This is a genomic window from Mesorhizobium sp. WSM4850 (assembly GCF_055811735.1).
The window spans coordinates 195,891-210,369 of sequence record NZ_JBVVPV010000002.1 but is presented as its reverse complement, the minus strand read 5'-3'; the positions used below and the strand labels follow the sequence as shown (position 1 = coordinate 210,369).

Below are 14,479 nucleotides of genomic sequence, written 5' to 3'. Positions count from 1 at the left end.
CTTATTTGTCCAGGTTCTTGCCGACCGCGCGCATGGCGAAGAAGGCGACGATGTTGGCTAAAATGACCGCAATGATACCGCCGGCGGATGCCTGGCCGATTTTGAACTCCAGCAACGCCTTCTGGTAGACGAGGAAGGGCAGGTTGGTGGAGGCGTAACCCGGGCCGCCATTGGTGGTGACGAGGATCTCGGCATAGACCGACAGAAGGAAGATCGTCTGGATCAGGATGACGACGGTGATGGCGCGCGACATATGCGGCAGCGTCAGATAGATGAAGCGGCTGACAAAACCGGCGCCGTCCATCTCGGCGGCTTCCTTCTGCTCGCCGTCGAGCGACTGCAGGGAGGTCAACAGGATCAGCGTCGCAAACGGCAGCCATTGCCAGGCGACGATGATGATGATCGCCAGCATCGGGTATTGGCCAAACCAGTCGATCGGCTGCCCGCCGAAGAAGCGCGCAATGTCGGCAAAGACGCCGTATTGCGGATGCATGATCATGTTCTTCCAGACCAGCGCGGCGACCGGCGGCATGACGAAGAACGGCGAGATGACGAGGATGCGGACGATGCCCTGTCCCCACATCGGCTGATCGATCAGCAGCGCCAGCAGGATGCCGCCGATCACCGTGATCAAAAGCACGCTGGCCACGAGAATTAGCGTGTTGAGGATCGACTGCAGGAATGCCGGATTGGAATAGAAAAGCGCGTAATTCGAGAAGCCGACGAAGCCGTCGCGGATCGGGTTGAGCGGATTGTACTGCTGGAAGGAGAACCACAGGGTGAATGCCAGCGGCACGATCATCCAGACGAATAGCAGCACCACGGATGGCGCCATCATGAAGCGGGCAAGCGAACGGGTCTGCTGAGTAGCCATGACGGTCACCCTTCAAAGGTCAGCCAAATTTTTCAGTGTTGTGAAGGTGGCCGCCCGAACTGGGATTCGGGCGGCCCCTGCCGGTTAAGATGGGCAACCGGCTTTCGGCACCGGGAGGAGCCTACTGGATATAACCGCCCTCGGTCATCGTTGCGGTGGCGGCGTCCTGGGCCTGCTTCAGAGCGTCGTCGACGCTGGTCTGGCCGGCGAGTGCCGCCGAGAACAGCTGGCCGACGGTGGTGCCAAGACCCTGGAACTCGGGGATGGCGACGAACTGGACACCTACATAGGGCACCGGCTTGACGGTCGGATGCGTCGGATCGGCGGCATTGATCGAATCCAGTGTCATCTTGGCGAACGGCGCCGCCTTCTGGTACTCGGGGTTGGCGTAGAGCGAGGTGCGCGTTCCCGGCGGAACATTGGCCCAGCCTTCCTTCGATGCGACGAGCTCGAGATAGGCCTTGCTGGTTGCCCAGGATACGAATTTTTGGGCGGCGTCAGCCTTTTGCGTGCCGGCGGGAATGGCCAGCGACCACGCCCACAGCCAGTTGCCGCGCTTGCCCAGGCCATTGTCGGGCGCCAGCGCATAACCGACTTTGTCGGCGACCGTGGAGTTCTTTGGGTCGGAGACGAAGGAGGCAGCGACGGTGGCGTCGATCCACATGCCGCACTTGCCCTGCTGGAACAGCGCCAGGTTTTCGTTGAAGCCGTTCGAAGATGCGCCCTCCGGGCCATTGGCCTTCATCAGGTCGACATAGAACTGCAGCGTGTTCTTCCATTCGGGCTGGTCGAACTGCGGCTTCCAGTTCTCATCGAACCAGCGTGCGCCGAAGGAGTTCGACATGGCGGTCAGGAAGGCCATGTTCTCGCCCCAGCCGGCCTTGCCGCGCAGGCAGACGCCGTTCACGCCATTGGCGCGATCGGTCATCTTCTCGGCGGCCTGCTTGACGAAGTCCCAGGTCGGCGCGTCGGGCATGGTCAGCCCGGCCTTCTCCATCAGGTCCTTGCGGTACATGACGAACGAGCTTTCGCCATAGAACGGTGCTGCATAAAGCGTGCCATCGACCGACAGGCCACCGGCAATGGCCGGGATGATGTCCTTGACGTCATAGTCGTCGCCGAGCTTGTCGAGCGGCAGCAGCCAACTCTGCTTGGCCCAGATCGGAACTTCGTAAGTGCCGATGGTCATCACGTCGTACTGGCCGCCCTTGGTGGCGATGTCGGTGGTGACGCGCTCGCGCAGCACGTTCTCCTCGAGCGTGACCCACTGGAGCTGGATATCGGGGTTCTTGGCGGTGAAATCGTCGGTCAGCGTCTGCATGCGGACCATATCGCCATTGTTGACGGTGGCGATGGTGATGGATTCGGCATGCGCGGCGAACGCGAGGGTGCTGGCCGACAACAGACCCAGGGTGAGCGTGCGAAGTTTCATCAAAATTCCTCCCATGTACCAAGCTGAGCATTTGCTTTGGCTGTGAGCAATTACTCACCTCGCGTGATTTATGTCAAGCCGGATTCGTTGCTGCAGCGCAGCACGCAGCCTCGTGCGGATCTTGCTCCGGAGGATTTTTGCGCGCGAACAGGCCGGATGTCGGTGCCCGCTTGACCGGGTGGATTATCGACTATTGGCCGGCAATCTCAGCCAGGATCCATTCGCGAAAAGCGCGGATCTTCGGCACGTTGCGTCGCGCCTGGGGATAGACCAGCCAATAGGCGTGGCCGTCGTCGCCGACCAGATCGAAAGGCTGGATCAGGCGGCCATCGGCAAGCTCGGCCTTGAAAAGAGCGGCCGTTACGATCGCCACGCCCTGCCCGGCGATCGCGGCGTTGGCCTCATAGGCCTGCGCCCCCATGCTGGAGCCGGGGCGCCTGGCCAGTTCCTCCACCGGCAGGCCGGCGGCGATAAACCAATCCCGCCACCAGATATCGCCGGGGTCGAGGATCGGCAGGCGCAACAGATCGGCCGGCTCCTTCACCCCGCCGATGCTTGCCGCGAGTTTCGGGCTCAGCATCGGCGTGAAGTCCGCATTGAAAAGCTTGTGCACCTCCACGCCCGGCCAGTTTCCGCCGCCCGAACGGATGGCGATGTCGATGTCCTCGCGGGCGAAATCGACGAGGCGGTTCGATGTATCGAGGCGCACCGCCAGCGACGGATGCGCGACCTGGAACGAACCGAGATGCTGCGCCAGCCAGTTCGAGGCAAAGGTCAGCAGCGTCGAGACACAAAGTACGCCGTCGGCGCCGCTGCGCGCCGCGGCATAGGCTCCACCCAACAGGGCGAACGCCTCGCTGACCGCAGGCGCCATGCGTTGCCCCGCCTCGGTCAGCACGATCTGCCTTGGCCGGCGCAGGAACAACGGTGCCCCGACGCGCTCTTCCAGAAGCTTGATCTGATAGCTCGCAGCCGCCTGCGTCATACCAAGCTCGCCGGCGGCCTTGGTGAAGGAAAGATGCCGCGCCACCGCCTCGAACACCCGGATCGCCTGAAGCGGAGGGAGCTGGGAGACCTGCCGTGACTTGAGTTCAGGCATAAGCCCTCCTTATGGGCCGTGATCGACGTTTGATTGGCAGCAAGGGCCGAGCCGGCCGATATTTGAGGTCGACGATCACTCTCGTCTAGAGATAACGAAGGCTGATGATCATGACCATTGTACAGGAAAAGCTATTTCTGACGCCAGGCCAAGGCTGGTTTTTGCGGCTAGCGCGTGGATTGGCGCGGCACGGAGCCAGGAAACGGGCGTATCTCGACATCAGGGAATTGCCGCCGCATCTGCAGCGCGACATGGGTTTTCTCGACGGGAACGATCCTTATGGCCGGCGCAAATAGCCCTGCTTGATTTATCGCAAATCAGCTGGCGGCCAGCAAGGCGGCGGCGGTCCGCTCGTCGGTGATGAGGCCGTTGACCAGCCGCCGATTGACAGCCGCAAGTATGCCCGGCAGCTTCCGCTCGCCCATGGCGAGCGCGATCACCAGCGATTTTTCACGCGACGGCAACGATGCCGACGACACCCGGTCATTGGTGATGCCCTCGATCATCCGGCCCTCGCGATCGAACACCCAGCCGACGATCTCGGCGACGCCGCCTGCCTTTTGCAGCGCTTTCAATTCACTCTCCGAAATGAAGCCGTCCTCGTAAAGCGGCGCCTTGGGGCCGAGATCGCCGATGCCGACGAAGGTGACGTCGGCTTCCGCGGCAAGCGCCAGCGTCGGTTGGATCATCGGCTGGCTGAGCAGCATCTCGCGCTCCTGCGGCGAGGAGGCGATGACCGGCAGCGGCATCGGAAAAGAGCGTGCCTTGACCCTGTCGGCCATGGTGAAGATGACGTTGTAGAAGGCGGCCGAACCGTCGGGCGAGATGTTGCCGGTCAGCGACACCACCTTGTGCTGCGGGCATTCCATCGGCGGCAGCTGCTCGATTGCCGCCTTCAGGGTGCGGCCGGTGCCGATCGCCATGACGATCGGCGTCGGCGAGCGCAGCCGCCTCTCGATCTCGGCGGCCGCCGCCACGGCGACGCCAATAGTCGAGGAGGAGGAGGGATCGCTTGGAACCACCTCGACCAGATCGAGCGCGAAGCGCGATTTCAGCCGGGCCGCGAGGTCGAGGCAATTGGCGATCGGGTGGTCGACACGCACCTTGATCAGCCCTTCCGAGACCGCCAGCGACACCAGCCGCTGCGCCGTCTGCCGTGAGATGCCGAGCGTCGAGGCGATCTGGTCCTGCGTGTTGCCGGCGACATAATAGAGCCAACCGGCGCGCGCCGCGTCGTCCAGCCTGTTGCTGCCGCTGTCCTGCCGGGAATTCAACTTGCTGCCTCCCTGCCCCCGAGCACCGAGCGGGAGCGCATTTAGTTCTACCGGGGAATGCGTTTGTAAGCAATTGCCTGTTGCCAGAGCAATTGCCTAGGTAAAGCTCCCGATGGTGCCTGCGGTGTTTCGAGTGGGGGTTATATCCAAGCAGATCCCACAACGTTGGTGCAGCCAGGCGCGGCGGTTTATCTCCCGAGGCAAACCCTTTAAGGGATTCGGGCAAAGGAGCCTTGCATGACGCCGAAAGCGGTTTTCTGGGACATGGACGGCACGCTGGTCGACAGCGAGCCGTTGCACGAGGCGGCGCTGATAGCGGCGCTGCACAGCGTCGGCATCGCGGCGCCGGCCAACCTGCATGAGCGCGTGCTCGGCATCGCCGCATGGCCGGTCTACGAGATGCTGCGCGACGAGTTCGGCCTCGGCCTGGCCTTCGACGACTGGATCGTGCGCAAATACGACCACTATCTGCCGATGGCCGAGACGCTGAAGCCGCGCCCCGGCGCCATCGAGATCTACAACGAGCTGCGCGCGCTTGACGTGGCGCAAGCGGTGGTGTCCAATTCCGACCGGCTGGTCGTCGACGCCAATCTGCGCATGGTCGGTCTTTTCTATCCCGGCATGAAGACGATCAGCCGCAACGACGTGCGCGAAGGCAAGCCGCACGCCGAACCGTTTTTGCGCGCCGCATGGCTGGCCGGTGTCGATCCAGTCGATGCCATGGCCGTCGAGGACAGCGTGACCGGCGCCACGGCAGGGCTGGCGGCGGGGATCAGCACGATCTTCTGGCCGGAAGCACCCATGGCAGGGCCGCCCGGCGCGATCGTCATCAACAGCGCCGACGAATTGCGGGCTGAACTCGGGCTTTAAGAGGGTCCTTCTCCCCGTATAGTGACGGGGAGAAGGAGGCATCAGTTCCGGTAGACCGGCTCCTGCTCGTCGAGGATCGCCTTCAATTCGGAAAGGTGCCGCTCAGCCTGGCCGGGATAATCTTCCTGCTCCGCTGCTGCCTTCTCGGCGATTTCGTCCGACAGGACCCGTAGCGGACGGCCGGTCCACAGCGCCTTGATGTAGGTCTCGGCGGCGCGTTCGAAATAGAACATGCGGTTGAAGGTGTCGGCGACGGTATCGCCGATGACCAGCAGACCATGGTTGCCCATGACCATCACCTTGACCTTCGGATCGGTGAGCAGCTGCGAGCAGCGTTCGCCCTCTTCCTCGAAGGCGAGCCCACCATAATGGCCGTCGACGACGTGGCGGTTGAAGAAGATCGCCGAGTTCTGGTCGATCGGCGGCAGCGTCGAGTCGGCGAGCGAAGCGAGCACCGTGGCGTGGGTCGAGTGCACATGCATGACGCAGCGCGCATGACGGACATTGCGATGGATGGCGCCATGCAGCCCCCATGCCGTCGGGTCGGGCGCATCCGGGCCGGAGAGCGTATCGGGATCGTTGGCGTCGATCAGCAGCAGGTCGCTCGCCTTGATGCGCGAGAAATGCACCTGGTTGGGATTCATCAGGAATTGCGAGCCGTCATCGTTGACGGCCAGCGAGAAATGATTGGCCACCGCTTCATGCATGTTGAGCCGCGCCGTCCAGCGGAAGGCGCAAGCCAGATCGACGCGTTCCTCGTAGAAGGGCAGGTTGGTCAGCATTTCCTTCTGCAGGCGGGCGATGCTCATCGAAAACCTCCGTGAAAGAAGCAAGGATGCCGTGCGCCGCCGATGCGCGCAACCGGTTTCGTTTGGTGCAGGCGAGCGCCGTGCCTTACGCCGCCGTGCTTCTGGCGGCGTCGATGCGCAGCCCGCCATTCTCGACGATAAAATCGATCACCTGCTGCAGGCCCTTGCCGCGCGACAGATCGGTAAATCCGAACGGCCGCTTGCCGCGCATGCGGGCGGCGTCGCGCTCCATGACATCGAGATTGACGTTCACATAGGGGGCGAGATCGCTCTTGTTGATGACCAGGAAATCCGACCGGGTGATCGCCGGGCCGCCCTTGCGCGGGATTTCTTCGCCCTGGCAGACCGAGATGACGTAGAGCGTCAGATCGGCGAGATCCGGGGAAAACGTGGCGGCAAGGTTGTCGCCGCCCGATTCGATGAAGACGATGTCGAGATCCGGGAATTTCCTGGTCATCTCGGCGATCGCCTGCAGATTGATCGAGGCGTCCTCGCGGATGGCGGTGTGCGGGCAGCCGCCGGTCTCGACGCCGATGATGCGATCCTCGGGCAGCGCCTGAAGCCGGGCCAGCATCATGGCGTCTTCCTTGGTGTAGATGTCGTTGGTGACGACGGCGATCGAAAACTCGTCGCGCAGCGCCTTGCAGAGCTTTTCGGTGAGCGTCGTCTTGCCGGAGCCGACAGGGCCGCCGATGCCGACGCGAAGGGGACCATTGGCTTGTGTCATCCAGGGAACTCCATGATGGCTAGCACTGCAAAGCCGAGCCCGACAACCAGGCAGAGCGGCGAATAATAGCTGACATCGAGCCGCGCGAAAGGCTGTTCGGGCGCCAGCCGACGCCACCACGGCGTGAAGCCGGCAATGCCGCGCCCCAGGAAGACCAGCGCGATGAGCAGCGCTGTCGCGGCGAGCCCGGCCTTGGGAAAGGGCGTGGCAAACACGCCTTGGAGCGCCAGCGGCCACAGCGTCGCCAGGCCGAGGCAGGCGGCGACGGCAAAGCTGGCAAAGGGCGCCGGCATTTCGTCGACGCCGCGAAAGCCGACCACCGCGCGGGCGCAGGAGGCAGCGTCCCTGCCCGGCCAGATGCCGCCAATGCCCCAATAGACATGCAGGGTGGTGATCAGCAGCAGGACGAAGGAGAGCGCGAAGGCGAGGACGATCATGAGCGGAACAGCCGCGAATATTGCGTCTCGTGCTTCATCGCCATGACATCCGAGACGAAGGCGCAGCCGCCGAGATCGTCCAGCGTCGAGCCGGCAGCGCGGGCGGCAGTTTCCAACGCCAGCAGCTCGAAGCCGGCGAGCAGCGCGGTCGCTCCGGTCTGGCCGACGACGCCGAGCCGGATCGCGGCCTGGACGAGGTTGGAAAAGAAGCTGTGCAGGAAGGCGGACAGTGCATCGTGCAGGGCAATGGCATTGCCACCGGCAGTTGCACCGACGGCGACGCTATAGGCGCACTCGGCCGGCAGACGGTCGAGCACCTGACACGGCCAGGCCGACGCCGCGTTCAGGAAGGCGGCGCCCTGCAGCATGGTCTCGCTGTGGCGCTCGCGCGAGCCGGCCAAGGCCTCCGCGAGGGCTGCGATTTCGGCGAGATCGCCGGCTTGGCGGGCGCGCCGCCAGCTTTCGGCAAACAGCACGGCATCGTTCCAGCCCGAGCCCATCTCGACCAGCGTCTCCAGCCATGCGGCGAGGTCTTTGCTGTCGGCGACCAGGCCGGCATGCACGGCTTGTTCGAGACCATGGCTGTAGGAAAAACCGCCGACCGGGAAGGCAGGCGACAGCCACGCCATCAGCCGCAACAAAGCGACGTTGGAAGGCTGGTCAGTCATGGTCGTGGGAATGGCTGTGGGAATGCGATTCGCTATGGGTATGGGAATGCGACTCGCTGTGCGCATGCGCCTCGGCATGGGCATGACCGTGACTGTGCCCAGAATAGGCGCCGCGCACCGGCTTGAACGGCTCGGAGACGTCGCTCACCGTGGCGCCCAGGCCTTCCAGCATCGCCTTGATAACGTGATCGCGCAGGATGAGGATGCGGTTAGCCTCGATGGCGGCGGCAAGATGGCGGTTGCCGATATGCCAGGCAAGCTCGGCCAGATGGACAGGGCCGCTGGCACGGATATCGTAGAGCGGTTCCTCGGCCGCGACGATCTCGATATGACGGCCATCCTCCAGCACCAGGCGGTCGCCATCGTTCAAGGCCACCGGTTCGGGCAGGTCGACCAGCACTCTATCGCTACGGGCCGTTTCTATTGCGCGGCGGCGCAGATGCCGCTCGTCATGGGCAAGCACCGCACGATCGTAGGGCGCGACCGCTCCTGCCTCGCCGGCGCTCAGAACCGAGACGGCACGCGGGAATTTGGTGAAATCGGTGCGGATGTCGAGCTTCATGTAAAACTGCCTTTCCCAACAAGCGTAGCCTATCGCATCCGCCGCCCCAATGGTGCTCAACGATCGTGTCGAAGAGCCGCAGGATGAACGATATCTGGTAGACGAGGGCGGCGGCGACGAAGGTGGTGTGAAAGCGGCGGTCGCTGAAGGACCCAGCTAATCCCGCAGGAAATCGCCCATCGAGAGTGGATTGCCCGGCCAAAATCGTTCATCGAGCGCCTGCTTGCATGTGAATGGAGGTTCGCCTGGAAAGTGAGATTTCCTGAGACCCGTTTCCCTGACCGCGACAAGCAAAGCGTCTTTATATGCCTCGTCGAAAATCTGAGCGGGATATCGGCGAAGACTCGGGCTGTCCTTGATGATGTTTCCAATCCAGATCCGTTGTTCGGAAATTGACGACTGCCAACTATGACTTCGATGGCCGGGTTGGAATTCCCATTTCAGGAGATGTGCAAGCAGCACCTCCATCCGACTGCGAATTTCTCGTTTGTCACGTCTCCCCAAGCTCTCGATCTCCTCGGCAAGATTCTCACGATCGAGGTCGGAGAAACGACCTTCGCGCAACAACGCGCCTTGTTCGGCGCACCACTGGACGTAGTCCGCTTCGTAGGGAGTGAGGGCCCTGAGACGATCAATCCTGTTCATGAGGCCCATCATGCCGCAATTTCGAGACAATCGCAAAACGGCACGTCAGAGCTTGGACAACTGAGCACCGAATTTGACGCCCCGCCAACAGGGCGTTTGTAGGTATCAGAACAAAAAGTATCTCTGCGCCATCGGCAGCACGGTGGCCGGTTCGCAGGTGAGCAATTCGCCGTCGGCGCGGACCTCGTAGGTTTCGGGGTCGACCTCGACATGCGGGGTGGCGTCGTTGAGCACCATCGAGTGCTTGCCGATGCCGCCGCGGGTGTTGTCGACGGCGACCATCTGCTTGTCGACGCCGAGCCGGCCGCGCAGGCCGGCATCGAGCGCGGCTTTCGACACAAAGGTCACCGACGAATTGGTCATCGCCTTGCCATAGGCGCCGAACATCGGCCGGTAGTGCATCGGCTGCGGTGTCGGGATCGAGGCGTTGGGATCGCCCATCGGGGCGGCGGCGATCATGCCGCCGATCAGCACCATGTCCGGCTTGACGCCGAAGAAGGCCGGGTTCCACAGCACCAGATCGGCGCGCTTGCCGACCGCCACCGAGCCGATCTCGTTCGACAGGCCGTGCGCGATGGCCGGGTTGATCGTGTATTTGGCGATGTAGCGGCGGACGCGGAAATTGTCGTTGTCGCCGGTCTCCTGCGGCAGCGAACCGCGCTGGCGCTTCATCTTGTCGGCGGTCTGCCAGGTGCGGATCGCCACTTCGCCGACGCGGCCCATCGCCTGACTGTCCGACGAGATGATCGAGAAGGCGCCGATGTCGTGCAAAATGTCTTCGGCGGCGATGGTCTCCTTGCGGATGCGGCTTTCGGCGAAGGCGATGTCTTCGGGGATCGACGGCGACAGATGATGGCAGACCATCAGCATGTCGAGATGCTCGGCCAGCGTGTTGACGGTGTAGGGCCGGGTCGGATTGGTCGACGACGGGATGACGTTGGGCAGGCCGCAAACCTTGATGATGTCGGGCGCATGGCCGCCGCCGGCGCCTTCGGTGTGGAAGGCGTGGATGGTGCGGCCCTTGATCGCCGCCACCGTGTTCTCGACAAAGCCGGATTCGTTCAGCGTGTCGGTGTGGATCATCACCTGCACGTCATAGTTGTCGGCGACCGACAGGCAGCAGTCGATTGCCGCTGGCGTCGTGCCCCAGTCCTCATGCAACTTTAGCGAGCAGGCGCCGCCCAGCACCATTTCTTCAAGCGCGGCCGGCAACGACGCGTTGCCCTTGCCCGACAGGCCGATATTCATTGGGAAGGCGTCGAAGGACTGGATCATGCGCGCCAGATGCCACGGCCCAGGCGTGCAGGTGGTCGCCAGCGTGCCATGCGCCGGTCCAGTGCCGCCGCCGAGCATGGTGGTGATGCCTGACATCAGCGCCTCTTCGATCTGCTGCGGGCAGATGAAATGGATATGCGCGTCGAAGCCGCCGGCGGTGAGGATCTTGCCCTCGCCGGCGATGATTTCGGTGCCGGGACCGATGACGATGGTGACTCCGTTTTGCATGTCCGGATTGCCGGCCTTGCCGATCGCGGCGATGCGGCCATCGCTCAGGCCGATATCGGCCTTGAAGATGCCGCCTGACGCGTCGACGACCAGCGCATTGGTGATGACGGTGTCGACCGCGCCTTGGGCGCGGGACACCTGGCTCTGTCCCATGCCATCGCGAATAACCTTGCCGCCGCCGAATTTCACCTCTTCGCCATGCAGGGTGAAATCCTTCTCGACCTCGATGAACAGCTCGGTATCGGCAAGCCGCACCTTGTCGCCGACGGTCGGGCCGTACATCTGCGCATAGGCGGCGCGGGTGATTCTAGCCATCAGCAAATGCTCCCGAAATACGGCCCCAAATGCGGACCCAAGATACAGCCGGGCGAAGCCCGGCCCCACATTGTCGCCATCCTATGGTCACGCAATGACCTGCTGGGCGACACCTTCCGATCCCATTTAACGTTTGAGGTGGCAGGGTCACCCCAAAACGACCGTTTGCCAATCGATGGAAAGGAAGTTTTATGCGCAAAACGATCTCTCTCGCAGCCGCCGCCACCCTGCTGCTCGCGACCGCTGCCAGCGCCCAGCAACAGCCTGCGCCGCAGCCTGCCGAGCCGCCGGCTTCGCCCGCTCCCGCAGCACCCGGCGCTCAGCCGCAAGCGCCGGCGATCCAGACCGTCAACGTCGTCGACATCGAGGAACTGCCCAAGGAAACGCAGACCAAGGTCAACGAAGTGATCGCCAAGCGCGGCGAGGACGGCCTGCAGAAATTGCGCAGCTCGATCGACGCGACGCCCCAGGTCAAATCCGCGCTCGAAGCCAAGGGACTCACCTCGGCGCAAGTGATCGCCGCCAGCATGGACGCCAACGGCTCGCTGACCTTGATCACCAAGAAAGCCAGCTGACGATGCGCTGTGGCGGGCCGGCACCAGGCCGGCCTGCCGCATCGGGGAGGGAACCTTCGCAGGGCGGAATACGTTTCGACTTTTTGGCCTAGAACCGTGTCTCGAAAGAGGCTCTGAGAGCGAGCGATGGCGATCACCACCTTCCCCGACACCAGATGGCTGCATACGCTTGCCGCAACTGCGTTTCTTGCGGCGAGCGCTCCTCAGGCCGGGTTGAATGCGCAGGGCCTTGAAGGCCCTGAGACCCAGAACAAGATCATCGGCTCGGAGGTCGGCCAGGAAGAGACCAACACGGCTGTCGAGGCCGGCAAAGTTGCCACGGCGATCGACCGGACGCGTGAAAACATCGGCGCGGTGCGCAAGACATCCAAGCTCGACAAGGTCGACATCGTGTTCCTTACCGACGCCGCGCGCACGGAAGGCGGCCTGCCGCCGGCGATCGAAAGCAAGGTCGAGCAGCATCAGGAGGACATTGCGGAACTGCGCGACGAGATCGAGGCGAACGCATTGCTGTTCAACGCCATCGACTCTCGACGCGTGCAGACCGAAGACGTTCTCGCCGTCGAATTCGACGATCCTGGCAAGGTCGTCATCTACGCGGCGGCCAAGCCGCCCGGCTGAGCCGAAACTGATCGACGCTCTGGATCGCACAACGCGACCAGGGGATCGCACAACGCGACCAGGGGATCGCACAACGCGACCAGGGGATCTCACAGCGCGCCCATGATCTTCTGCTGGAACCCGTAGACCTCGCGCTTGCCGCCGAGCGGCACCAAGGTCACGTCGCGCTCCTGGCCGGGTTCGAAGCGCATCGCGGTGCCGGCGGCAACGTCGAGGCGCATGCCGCGCGCCTTGTCGCGATCGAATTTCAGCCCCTCATTGGTCTCGAAGAAATGATAGTGGCTGCCGACCTGGATCGGCCGGTCGCCGCTGTTGGCCACTTTCATGGTGACGGTGGGCAGGCCCTTGTTGAGTTCGATCTCGCCGCCTGCCGTGATGATTTCGCCCGGGATCATCGCCAGCCTCACAAGACGCCGAAGACGAGGCCGGCGGCGAGCAGCAGGATCGCCGCGAGGGACGTGCGTTTGATCGGGACCATCGATATGCCTTTCGCTGTCAGGATCGTACCGTCACGCGGCGTTGCGGGCCGGGCCGCAGCCTTCGGCCTTGAGGACGCGCTTTGTCGAGGCGGGATATTTGTTCAGCATCGCTGCCGGCCTGATCGGGCGCACTGAAAAATTGCCGCCGCAATTCGGGCAGACGCCGCCCAGCACATTTGCCGCGCAATCGGCGCAGAAGGTGCACTCGAAGGTGCAGATCAGCGCATCCGTCGCCTCAGGCGGCAGGTCCTTGTCGCAGCATTCGCAGTTGGGGCGCAGCTCAAGCATTTTTCTCACCTCACCTTGTCGGCCCTCATCTTATCGGTTCATGCACGGTCACCAGCTTGGTGCCGTCGGGAAACGTCGCCTCGACCTGGACGTCGTGGATCATCTCGGCGATGCCTTCCATCACCTGCGCGCGGGTGACGACGTGGGCGCCGGCCTCCATCAGCTCGGCGACCTGACGGCCGTCGCGGGCGCCCTCGACGACGAAGTCGGTGATCAGCGCGATCGCCTCCGGGTGATTGAGCTTGACACCGCGTTCGAGCCGCTTGCGCGCCACGATCGCCGCCATGGCGATGATCAGCTTGTCCTTTTCCCTTGGCGTCAGGTTCATGCGTTTCCCCGCAATAGCATGGTCAGGATGGCGTAATCGGAAATCAGAGTGACCATAATTTGGGCAGACCCGCCAGTCCGTTGAGCAATTCGACGAGCGGAACCAACCGCTTGCGGAGCTGGTAGCCGTTCTCGGCAAACAGCCTCGCAAGAAGCTTGCCAGATTTCTTCACGCTCCAGACGCTGGCGTCGCCCTGGCCGCCGATGATGTCCCGGGCCGGATCGAGCAAAGTCTCCACCCGCGGCGAGATCATCAGCACCGTCGCCATGGCGATGGCGCCGCCGGCCACGGCCGAACGGCCCAGAATCGCCGCTATGTCCGGCCCGATGCGGAAATCCTCGGCATGAACCAGCGCTCCGTCCTGGCTGACGCGCCAGCGGTCGTGGAAATCGCCGTGCGCCGCGCGTTCCCCCATGGCGAGGCGGCCGAAGACGGTCGCCTCGAGCACCAGCGCCTCGGCACCGTCGGCAAGCTCCAGGTCGAGCCGGCGGGCGAAGGCCGAGCGATCAAAGACGATGGTTTCCTGCGGCAGCCAGGCGATGCGGCCGCCGGCGCCGACGGTCAGCTTCACCCGCACCTCGGCACGATCGGCCGCGGCGCGGTAGACCTTCTCGCAGGCCTGGGTGGTTATGCTGGCGCAGGCGCCGGCGCCGACATCGACCTCCCAGCCGAGGCGGTCGCCGCCGGTCAGCCCGCCGGCGGTGTTGATCAGAACGGCTTCGAGCGGATCGGCCGAGACGGCCGGCATGCGAATCTTGGCGGAACCATCCTGATAAAGCCGCCGAAGACGCGTGCGGCCGCCATTCCTGTCACAGGCAAGCCGCGCCGTCCCGGCGACGCGCTGCGCCGGCGGGACAAAGGCCAGGCCAGGTTCGATCATATCCATGGTGCCAACGATAACCACAGCGCCGGCTTTGTCGACATATAGCTTGTTGCTTGACAACGTTTCGGTTTCTATAGAGGAGCCGTCTTG

Annotated in this window: 19 protein-coding genes; 4 read left to right on the top strand and 15 right to left on the bottom strand. The window is 63.5% G+C overall.

Going from position 1 to position 14,479, the window contains the following annotated elements; translation table 11 throughout:
* Nucleotide 1 precedes the first annotated feature (1 nt).
* From AC0L2Z_RS04000 to gcvA, 3 genes are all read right to left on the bottom strand, one after another.
* The gene (locus AC0L2Z_RS04000; protein WP_091596287.1) at nucleotides 2-874 is read right to left on the bottom strand and encodes a carbohydrate ABC transporter permease; all 873 of its coding nucleotides are present in this window, start codon (nucleotides 872-874) and stop codon (nucleotides 2-4) included.
* A 121-nt stretch (nucleotides 875-995) separates the two neighbouring features.
* The gene (locus AC0L2Z_RS03995) at nucleotides 996-2,306 is read right to left on the bottom strand and encodes an ABC transporter substrate-binding protein (RefSeq protein ID WP_027152174.1); all 1,311 of its coding nucleotides are present in this window, start codon (nucleotides 2,304-2,306) and stop codon (nucleotides 996-998) included.
* A 190-nt stretch (nucleotides 2,307-2,496) separates the two neighbouring features.
* Nucleotides 2,497-3,405 (bottom strand): transcriptional regulator GcvA, encoded by a 909-nt coding sequence (gcvA, locus tag AC0L2Z_RS03990; RefSeq protein ID WP_473626793.1) that lies wholly within the window; start codon nucleotides 3,403-3,405, stop codon nucleotides 2,497-2,499.
* Nucleotides 3,406-3,515: 110 nt separating this feature from the next.
* On the opposite strand from gcvA, the gene AC0L2Z_RS03985 reads away from it, so the two are divergent.
* Nucleotides 3,516-3,701: a hypothetical protein gene (locus AC0L2Z_RS03985; protein ID WP_027152175.1), complete on the top strand. Its 186-nt coding sequence runs from the start codon at nucleotides 3,516-3,518 to the stop codon at nucleotides 3,699-3,701.
* 21 nt (nucleotides 3,702-3,722) lie between these two features.
* On the opposite strand, the gene AC0L2Z_RS03980 is transcribed toward AC0L2Z_RS03985, so the two are convergent.
* The gene (locus AC0L2Z_RS03980; protein WP_027152176.1) at nucleotides 3,723-4,679 is read right to left on the bottom strand and encodes a sugar-binding transcriptional regulator; all 957 of its coding nucleotides are present in this window, start codon (nucleotides 4,677-4,679) and stop codon (nucleotides 3,723-3,725) included.
* A gap of 237 nt (nucleotides 4,680-4,916) precedes the next feature.
* On the opposite strand from AC0L2Z_RS03980, the gene AC0L2Z_RS03975 reads away from it, so the two are divergent.
* Nucleotides 4,917-5,549: an HAD family hydrolase gene (locus AC0L2Z_RS03975; protein ID WP_473626791.1), complete on the top strand. Its 633-nt coding sequence runs from the start codon at nucleotides 4,917-4,919 to the stop codon at nucleotides 5,547-5,549.
* A gap of 41 nt (nucleotides 5,550-5,590) precedes the next feature.
* Here AC0L2Z_RS03975 and AC0L2Z_RS03970 read toward each other — a convergent pair whose 3' ends face one another.
* The 7 genes from AC0L2Z_RS03970 to ureC form a co-directional block, all read right to left on the bottom strand.
* Nucleotides 5,591-6,358, bottom strand: a complete 768-nt coding sequence (locus AC0L2Z_RS03970) for a class II aldolase and adducin N-terminal domain-containing protein (protein ID WP_473626790.1) — start codon at nucleotides 6,356-6,358, stop codon at nucleotides 5,591-5,593.
* 85 nt (nucleotides 6,359-6,443) lie between these two features.
* Nucleotides 6,444-7,085, bottom strand: a complete 642-nt coding sequence (ureG, locus tag AC0L2Z_RS03965; RefSeq protein ID WP_128170112.1) for an urease accessory protein UreG — start codon at nucleotides 7,083-7,085, stop codon at nucleotides 6,444-6,446.
* A complete protein-coding gene (locus tag AC0L2Z_RS03960) occupies nucleotides 7,082-7,522 on the bottom strand; it encodes a DUF3995 domain-containing protein (protein ID WP_287235963.1) in 441 nt (146 codons plus the stop codon). The genes ureG and AC0L2Z_RS03960 overlap by 4 nt, the downstream gene beginning before the upstream one ends.
* Nucleotides 7,519-8,190: an urease accessory protein UreF gene (locus AC0L2Z_RS03955; RefSeq protein WP_287238324.1), complete on the bottom strand. Its 672-nt coding sequence runs from the start codon at nucleotides 8,188-8,190 to the stop codon at nucleotides 7,519-7,521. The genes AC0L2Z_RS03960 and AC0L2Z_RS03955 overlap by 4 nt, the downstream gene beginning before the upstream one ends.
* Nucleotides 8,183-8,752, bottom strand: a complete 570-nt coding sequence (locus AC0L2Z_RS03950; protein WP_287258864.1) for an urease accessory protein UreE — start codon at nucleotides 8,750-8,752, stop codon at nucleotides 8,183-8,185. Before AC0L2Z_RS03950 ends, AC0L2Z_RS03955 begins: the two co-directional genes overlap by 8 nt.
* A 156-nt stretch (nucleotides 8,753-8,908) precedes the next feature.
* Nucleotides 8,909-9,397, bottom strand: coding sequence for a DUF29 domain-containing protein (locus tag AC0L2Z_RS03945; RefSeq protein WP_128174682.1), 489 nt, complete (start codon nucleotides 9,395-9,397; stop codon nucleotides 8,909-8,911).
* A 105-nt stretch (nucleotides 9,398-9,502) separates the two neighbouring features.
* On the bottom strand, nucleotides 9,503-11,215 hold the full coding sequence (gene ureC / locus AC0L2Z_RS03940; protein ID WP_473626787.1) for an urease subunit alpha: 1,713 nt from the start codon (nucleotides 11,213-11,215) through the stop codon (nucleotides 9,503-9,505).
* A 191-nt stretch (nucleotides 11,216-11,406) separates the two neighbouring features.
* On the opposite strand from ureC, the gene AC0L2Z_RS03935 reads away from it, so the two are divergent.
* Together AC0L2Z_RS03935 and AC0L2Z_RS03930 are read left to right on the top strand one after the other, a co-directional pair.
* On the top strand, nucleotides 11,407-11,790 hold the full coding sequence (locus AC0L2Z_RS03935; protein ID WP_023801509.1) for a hypothetical protein: 384 nt from the start codon (nucleotides 11,407-11,409) through the stop codon (nucleotides 11,788-11,790).
* Nucleotides 11,791-11,916: 126 nt separating this feature from the next.
* The gene (locus AC0L2Z_RS03930) at nucleotides 11,917-12,411 is read left to right on the top strand and encodes a hypothetical protein (RefSeq protein ID WP_473626786.1); all 495 of its coding nucleotides are present in this window, start codon (nucleotides 11,917-11,919) and stop codon (nucleotides 12,409-12,411) included.
* Between the two features lie 89 nt (nucleotides 12,412-12,500).
* Here AC0L2Z_RS03930 and AC0L2Z_RS03925 read toward each other — a convergent pair whose 3' ends face one another.
* The 4 genes from AC0L2Z_RS03925 to AC0L2Z_RS03910 all read right to left on the bottom strand — a co-directional run bounded on the left by AC0L2Z_RS03925 (nucleotide 12,501) and on the right by AC0L2Z_RS03910 (nucleotide 14,392).
* On the bottom strand, nucleotides 12,501-12,806 hold the full coding sequence (locus AC0L2Z_RS03925) for an urease subunit beta (protein ID WP_473626785.1): 306 nt from the start codon (nucleotides 12,804-12,806) through the stop codon (nucleotides 12,501-12,503).
* Between the two features lie 114 nt (nucleotides 12,807-12,920).
* The gene (locus AC0L2Z_RS03920) at nucleotides 12,921-13,178 is read right to left on the bottom strand and encodes a DUF1272 domain-containing protein (RefSeq protein ID WP_473626783.1); all 258 of its coding nucleotides are present in this window, start codon (nucleotides 13,176-13,178) and stop codon (nucleotides 12,921-12,923) included.
* A 25-nt stretch (nucleotides 13,179-13,203) separates the two neighbouring features.
* Nucleotides 13,204-13,506 carry an urease subunit gamma gene (locus AC0L2Z_RS03915; RefSeq protein ID WP_287139363.1) on the bottom strand — a complete coding sequence of 101 codons (303 nt, stop codon included), beginning with the start codon at nucleotides 13,504-13,506 and terminating at the stop codon, nucleotides 13,204-13,206.
* 43 nt (nucleotides 13,507-13,549) lie between these two features.
* Entirely contained in the window at nucleotides 13,550-14,392 is an 843-nt protein-coding gene (locus AC0L2Z_RS03910) for an urease accessory protein UreD (protein WP_473627055.1), read from the bottom strand.
* Nucleotides 14,393-14,479: the final 87 nt, after the last annotated feature.

Coding starts and splice junctions, on each gene's coding strand:
- AC0L2Z_RS04000 (WP_091596287.1), bottom strand. CDS start 874: ATGGCTACTCAGCAGACCCGTTCGCTTGCCCGCTTCATGATGGCGCCA.
- AC0L2Z_RS03995 (WP_027152174.1), bottom strand. CDS start 2,306: ATGAAACTTCGCACGCTCACCCTGGGTCTGTTGTCGGCCAGCACCCTC.
- gcvA (WP_473626793.1), bottom strand. CDS start 3,405: ATGCCTGAACTCAAGTCACGGCAGGTCTCCCAGCTCCCTCCGCTTCAG.
- AC0L2Z_RS03985 (WP_027152175.1), top strand. CDS start 3,516: ATGACCATTGTACAGGAAAAGCTATTTCTGACGCCAGGCCAAGGCTGG.
- AC0L2Z_RS03975 (WP_473626791.1), top strand. CDS start 4,917: ATGACGCCGAAAGCGGTTTTCTGGGACATGGACGGCACGCTGGTCGAC.
- AC0L2Z_RS03970 (WP_473626790.1), bottom strand. CDS start 6,358: ATGAGCATCGCCCGCCTGCAGAAGGAAATGCTGACCAACCTGCCCTTC.
- ureG (WP_128170112.1), bottom strand. CDS start 7,085: ATGACACAAGCCAATGGTCCCCTTCGCGTCGGCATCGGCGGCCCTGTC.
- AC0L2Z_RS03960 (WP_287235963.1), bottom strand. CDS start 7,522: ATGATCGTCCTCGCCTTCGCGCTCTCCTTCGTCCTGCTGCTGATCACC.
- AC0L2Z_RS03955 (WP_287238324.1), bottom strand. CDS start 8,190: ATGACTGACCAGCCTTCCAACGTCGCTTTGTTGCGGCTGATGGCGTGG.
- AC0L2Z_RS03950 (WP_287258864.1), bottom strand. CDS start 8,752: ATGAAGCTCGACATCCGCACCGATTTCACCAAATTCCCGCGTGCCGTC.
- AC0L2Z_RS03945 (WP_128174682.1), bottom strand. CDS start 9,397: ATGAACAGGATTGATCGTCTCAGGGCCCTCACTCCCTACGAAGCGGAC.
- ureC (WP_473626787.1), bottom strand. CDS start 11,215: ATGGCTAGAATCACCCGCGCCGCCTATGCGCAGATGTACGGCCCGACC.
- AC0L2Z_RS03935 (WP_023801509.1), top strand. CDS start 11,407: ATGCGCAAAACGATCTCTCTCGCAGCCGCCGCCACCCTGCTGCTCGCG.
- AC0L2Z_RS03930 (WP_473626786.1), top strand. CDS start 11,917: ATGGCGATCACCACCTTCCCCGACACCAGATGGCTGCATACGCTTGCC.
- AC0L2Z_RS03925 (WP_473626785.1), bottom strand. CDS start 12,806: ATGATCCCGGGCGAAATCATCACGGCAGGCGGCGAGATCGAACTCAAC.
- AC0L2Z_RS03920 (WP_473626783.1), bottom strand. CDS start 13,178: ATGCTTGAGCTGCGCCCCAACTGCGAATGCTGCGACAAGGACCTGCCG.
- AC0L2Z_RS03915 (WP_287139363.1), bottom strand. CDS start 13,506: ATGAACCTGACGCCAAGGGAAAAGGACAAGCTGATCATCGCCATGGCG.
- AC0L2Z_RS03910 (WP_473627055.1), bottom strand. CDS start 14,392: ATGGATATGATCGAACCTGGCCTGGCCTTTGTCCCGCCGGCGCAGCGC.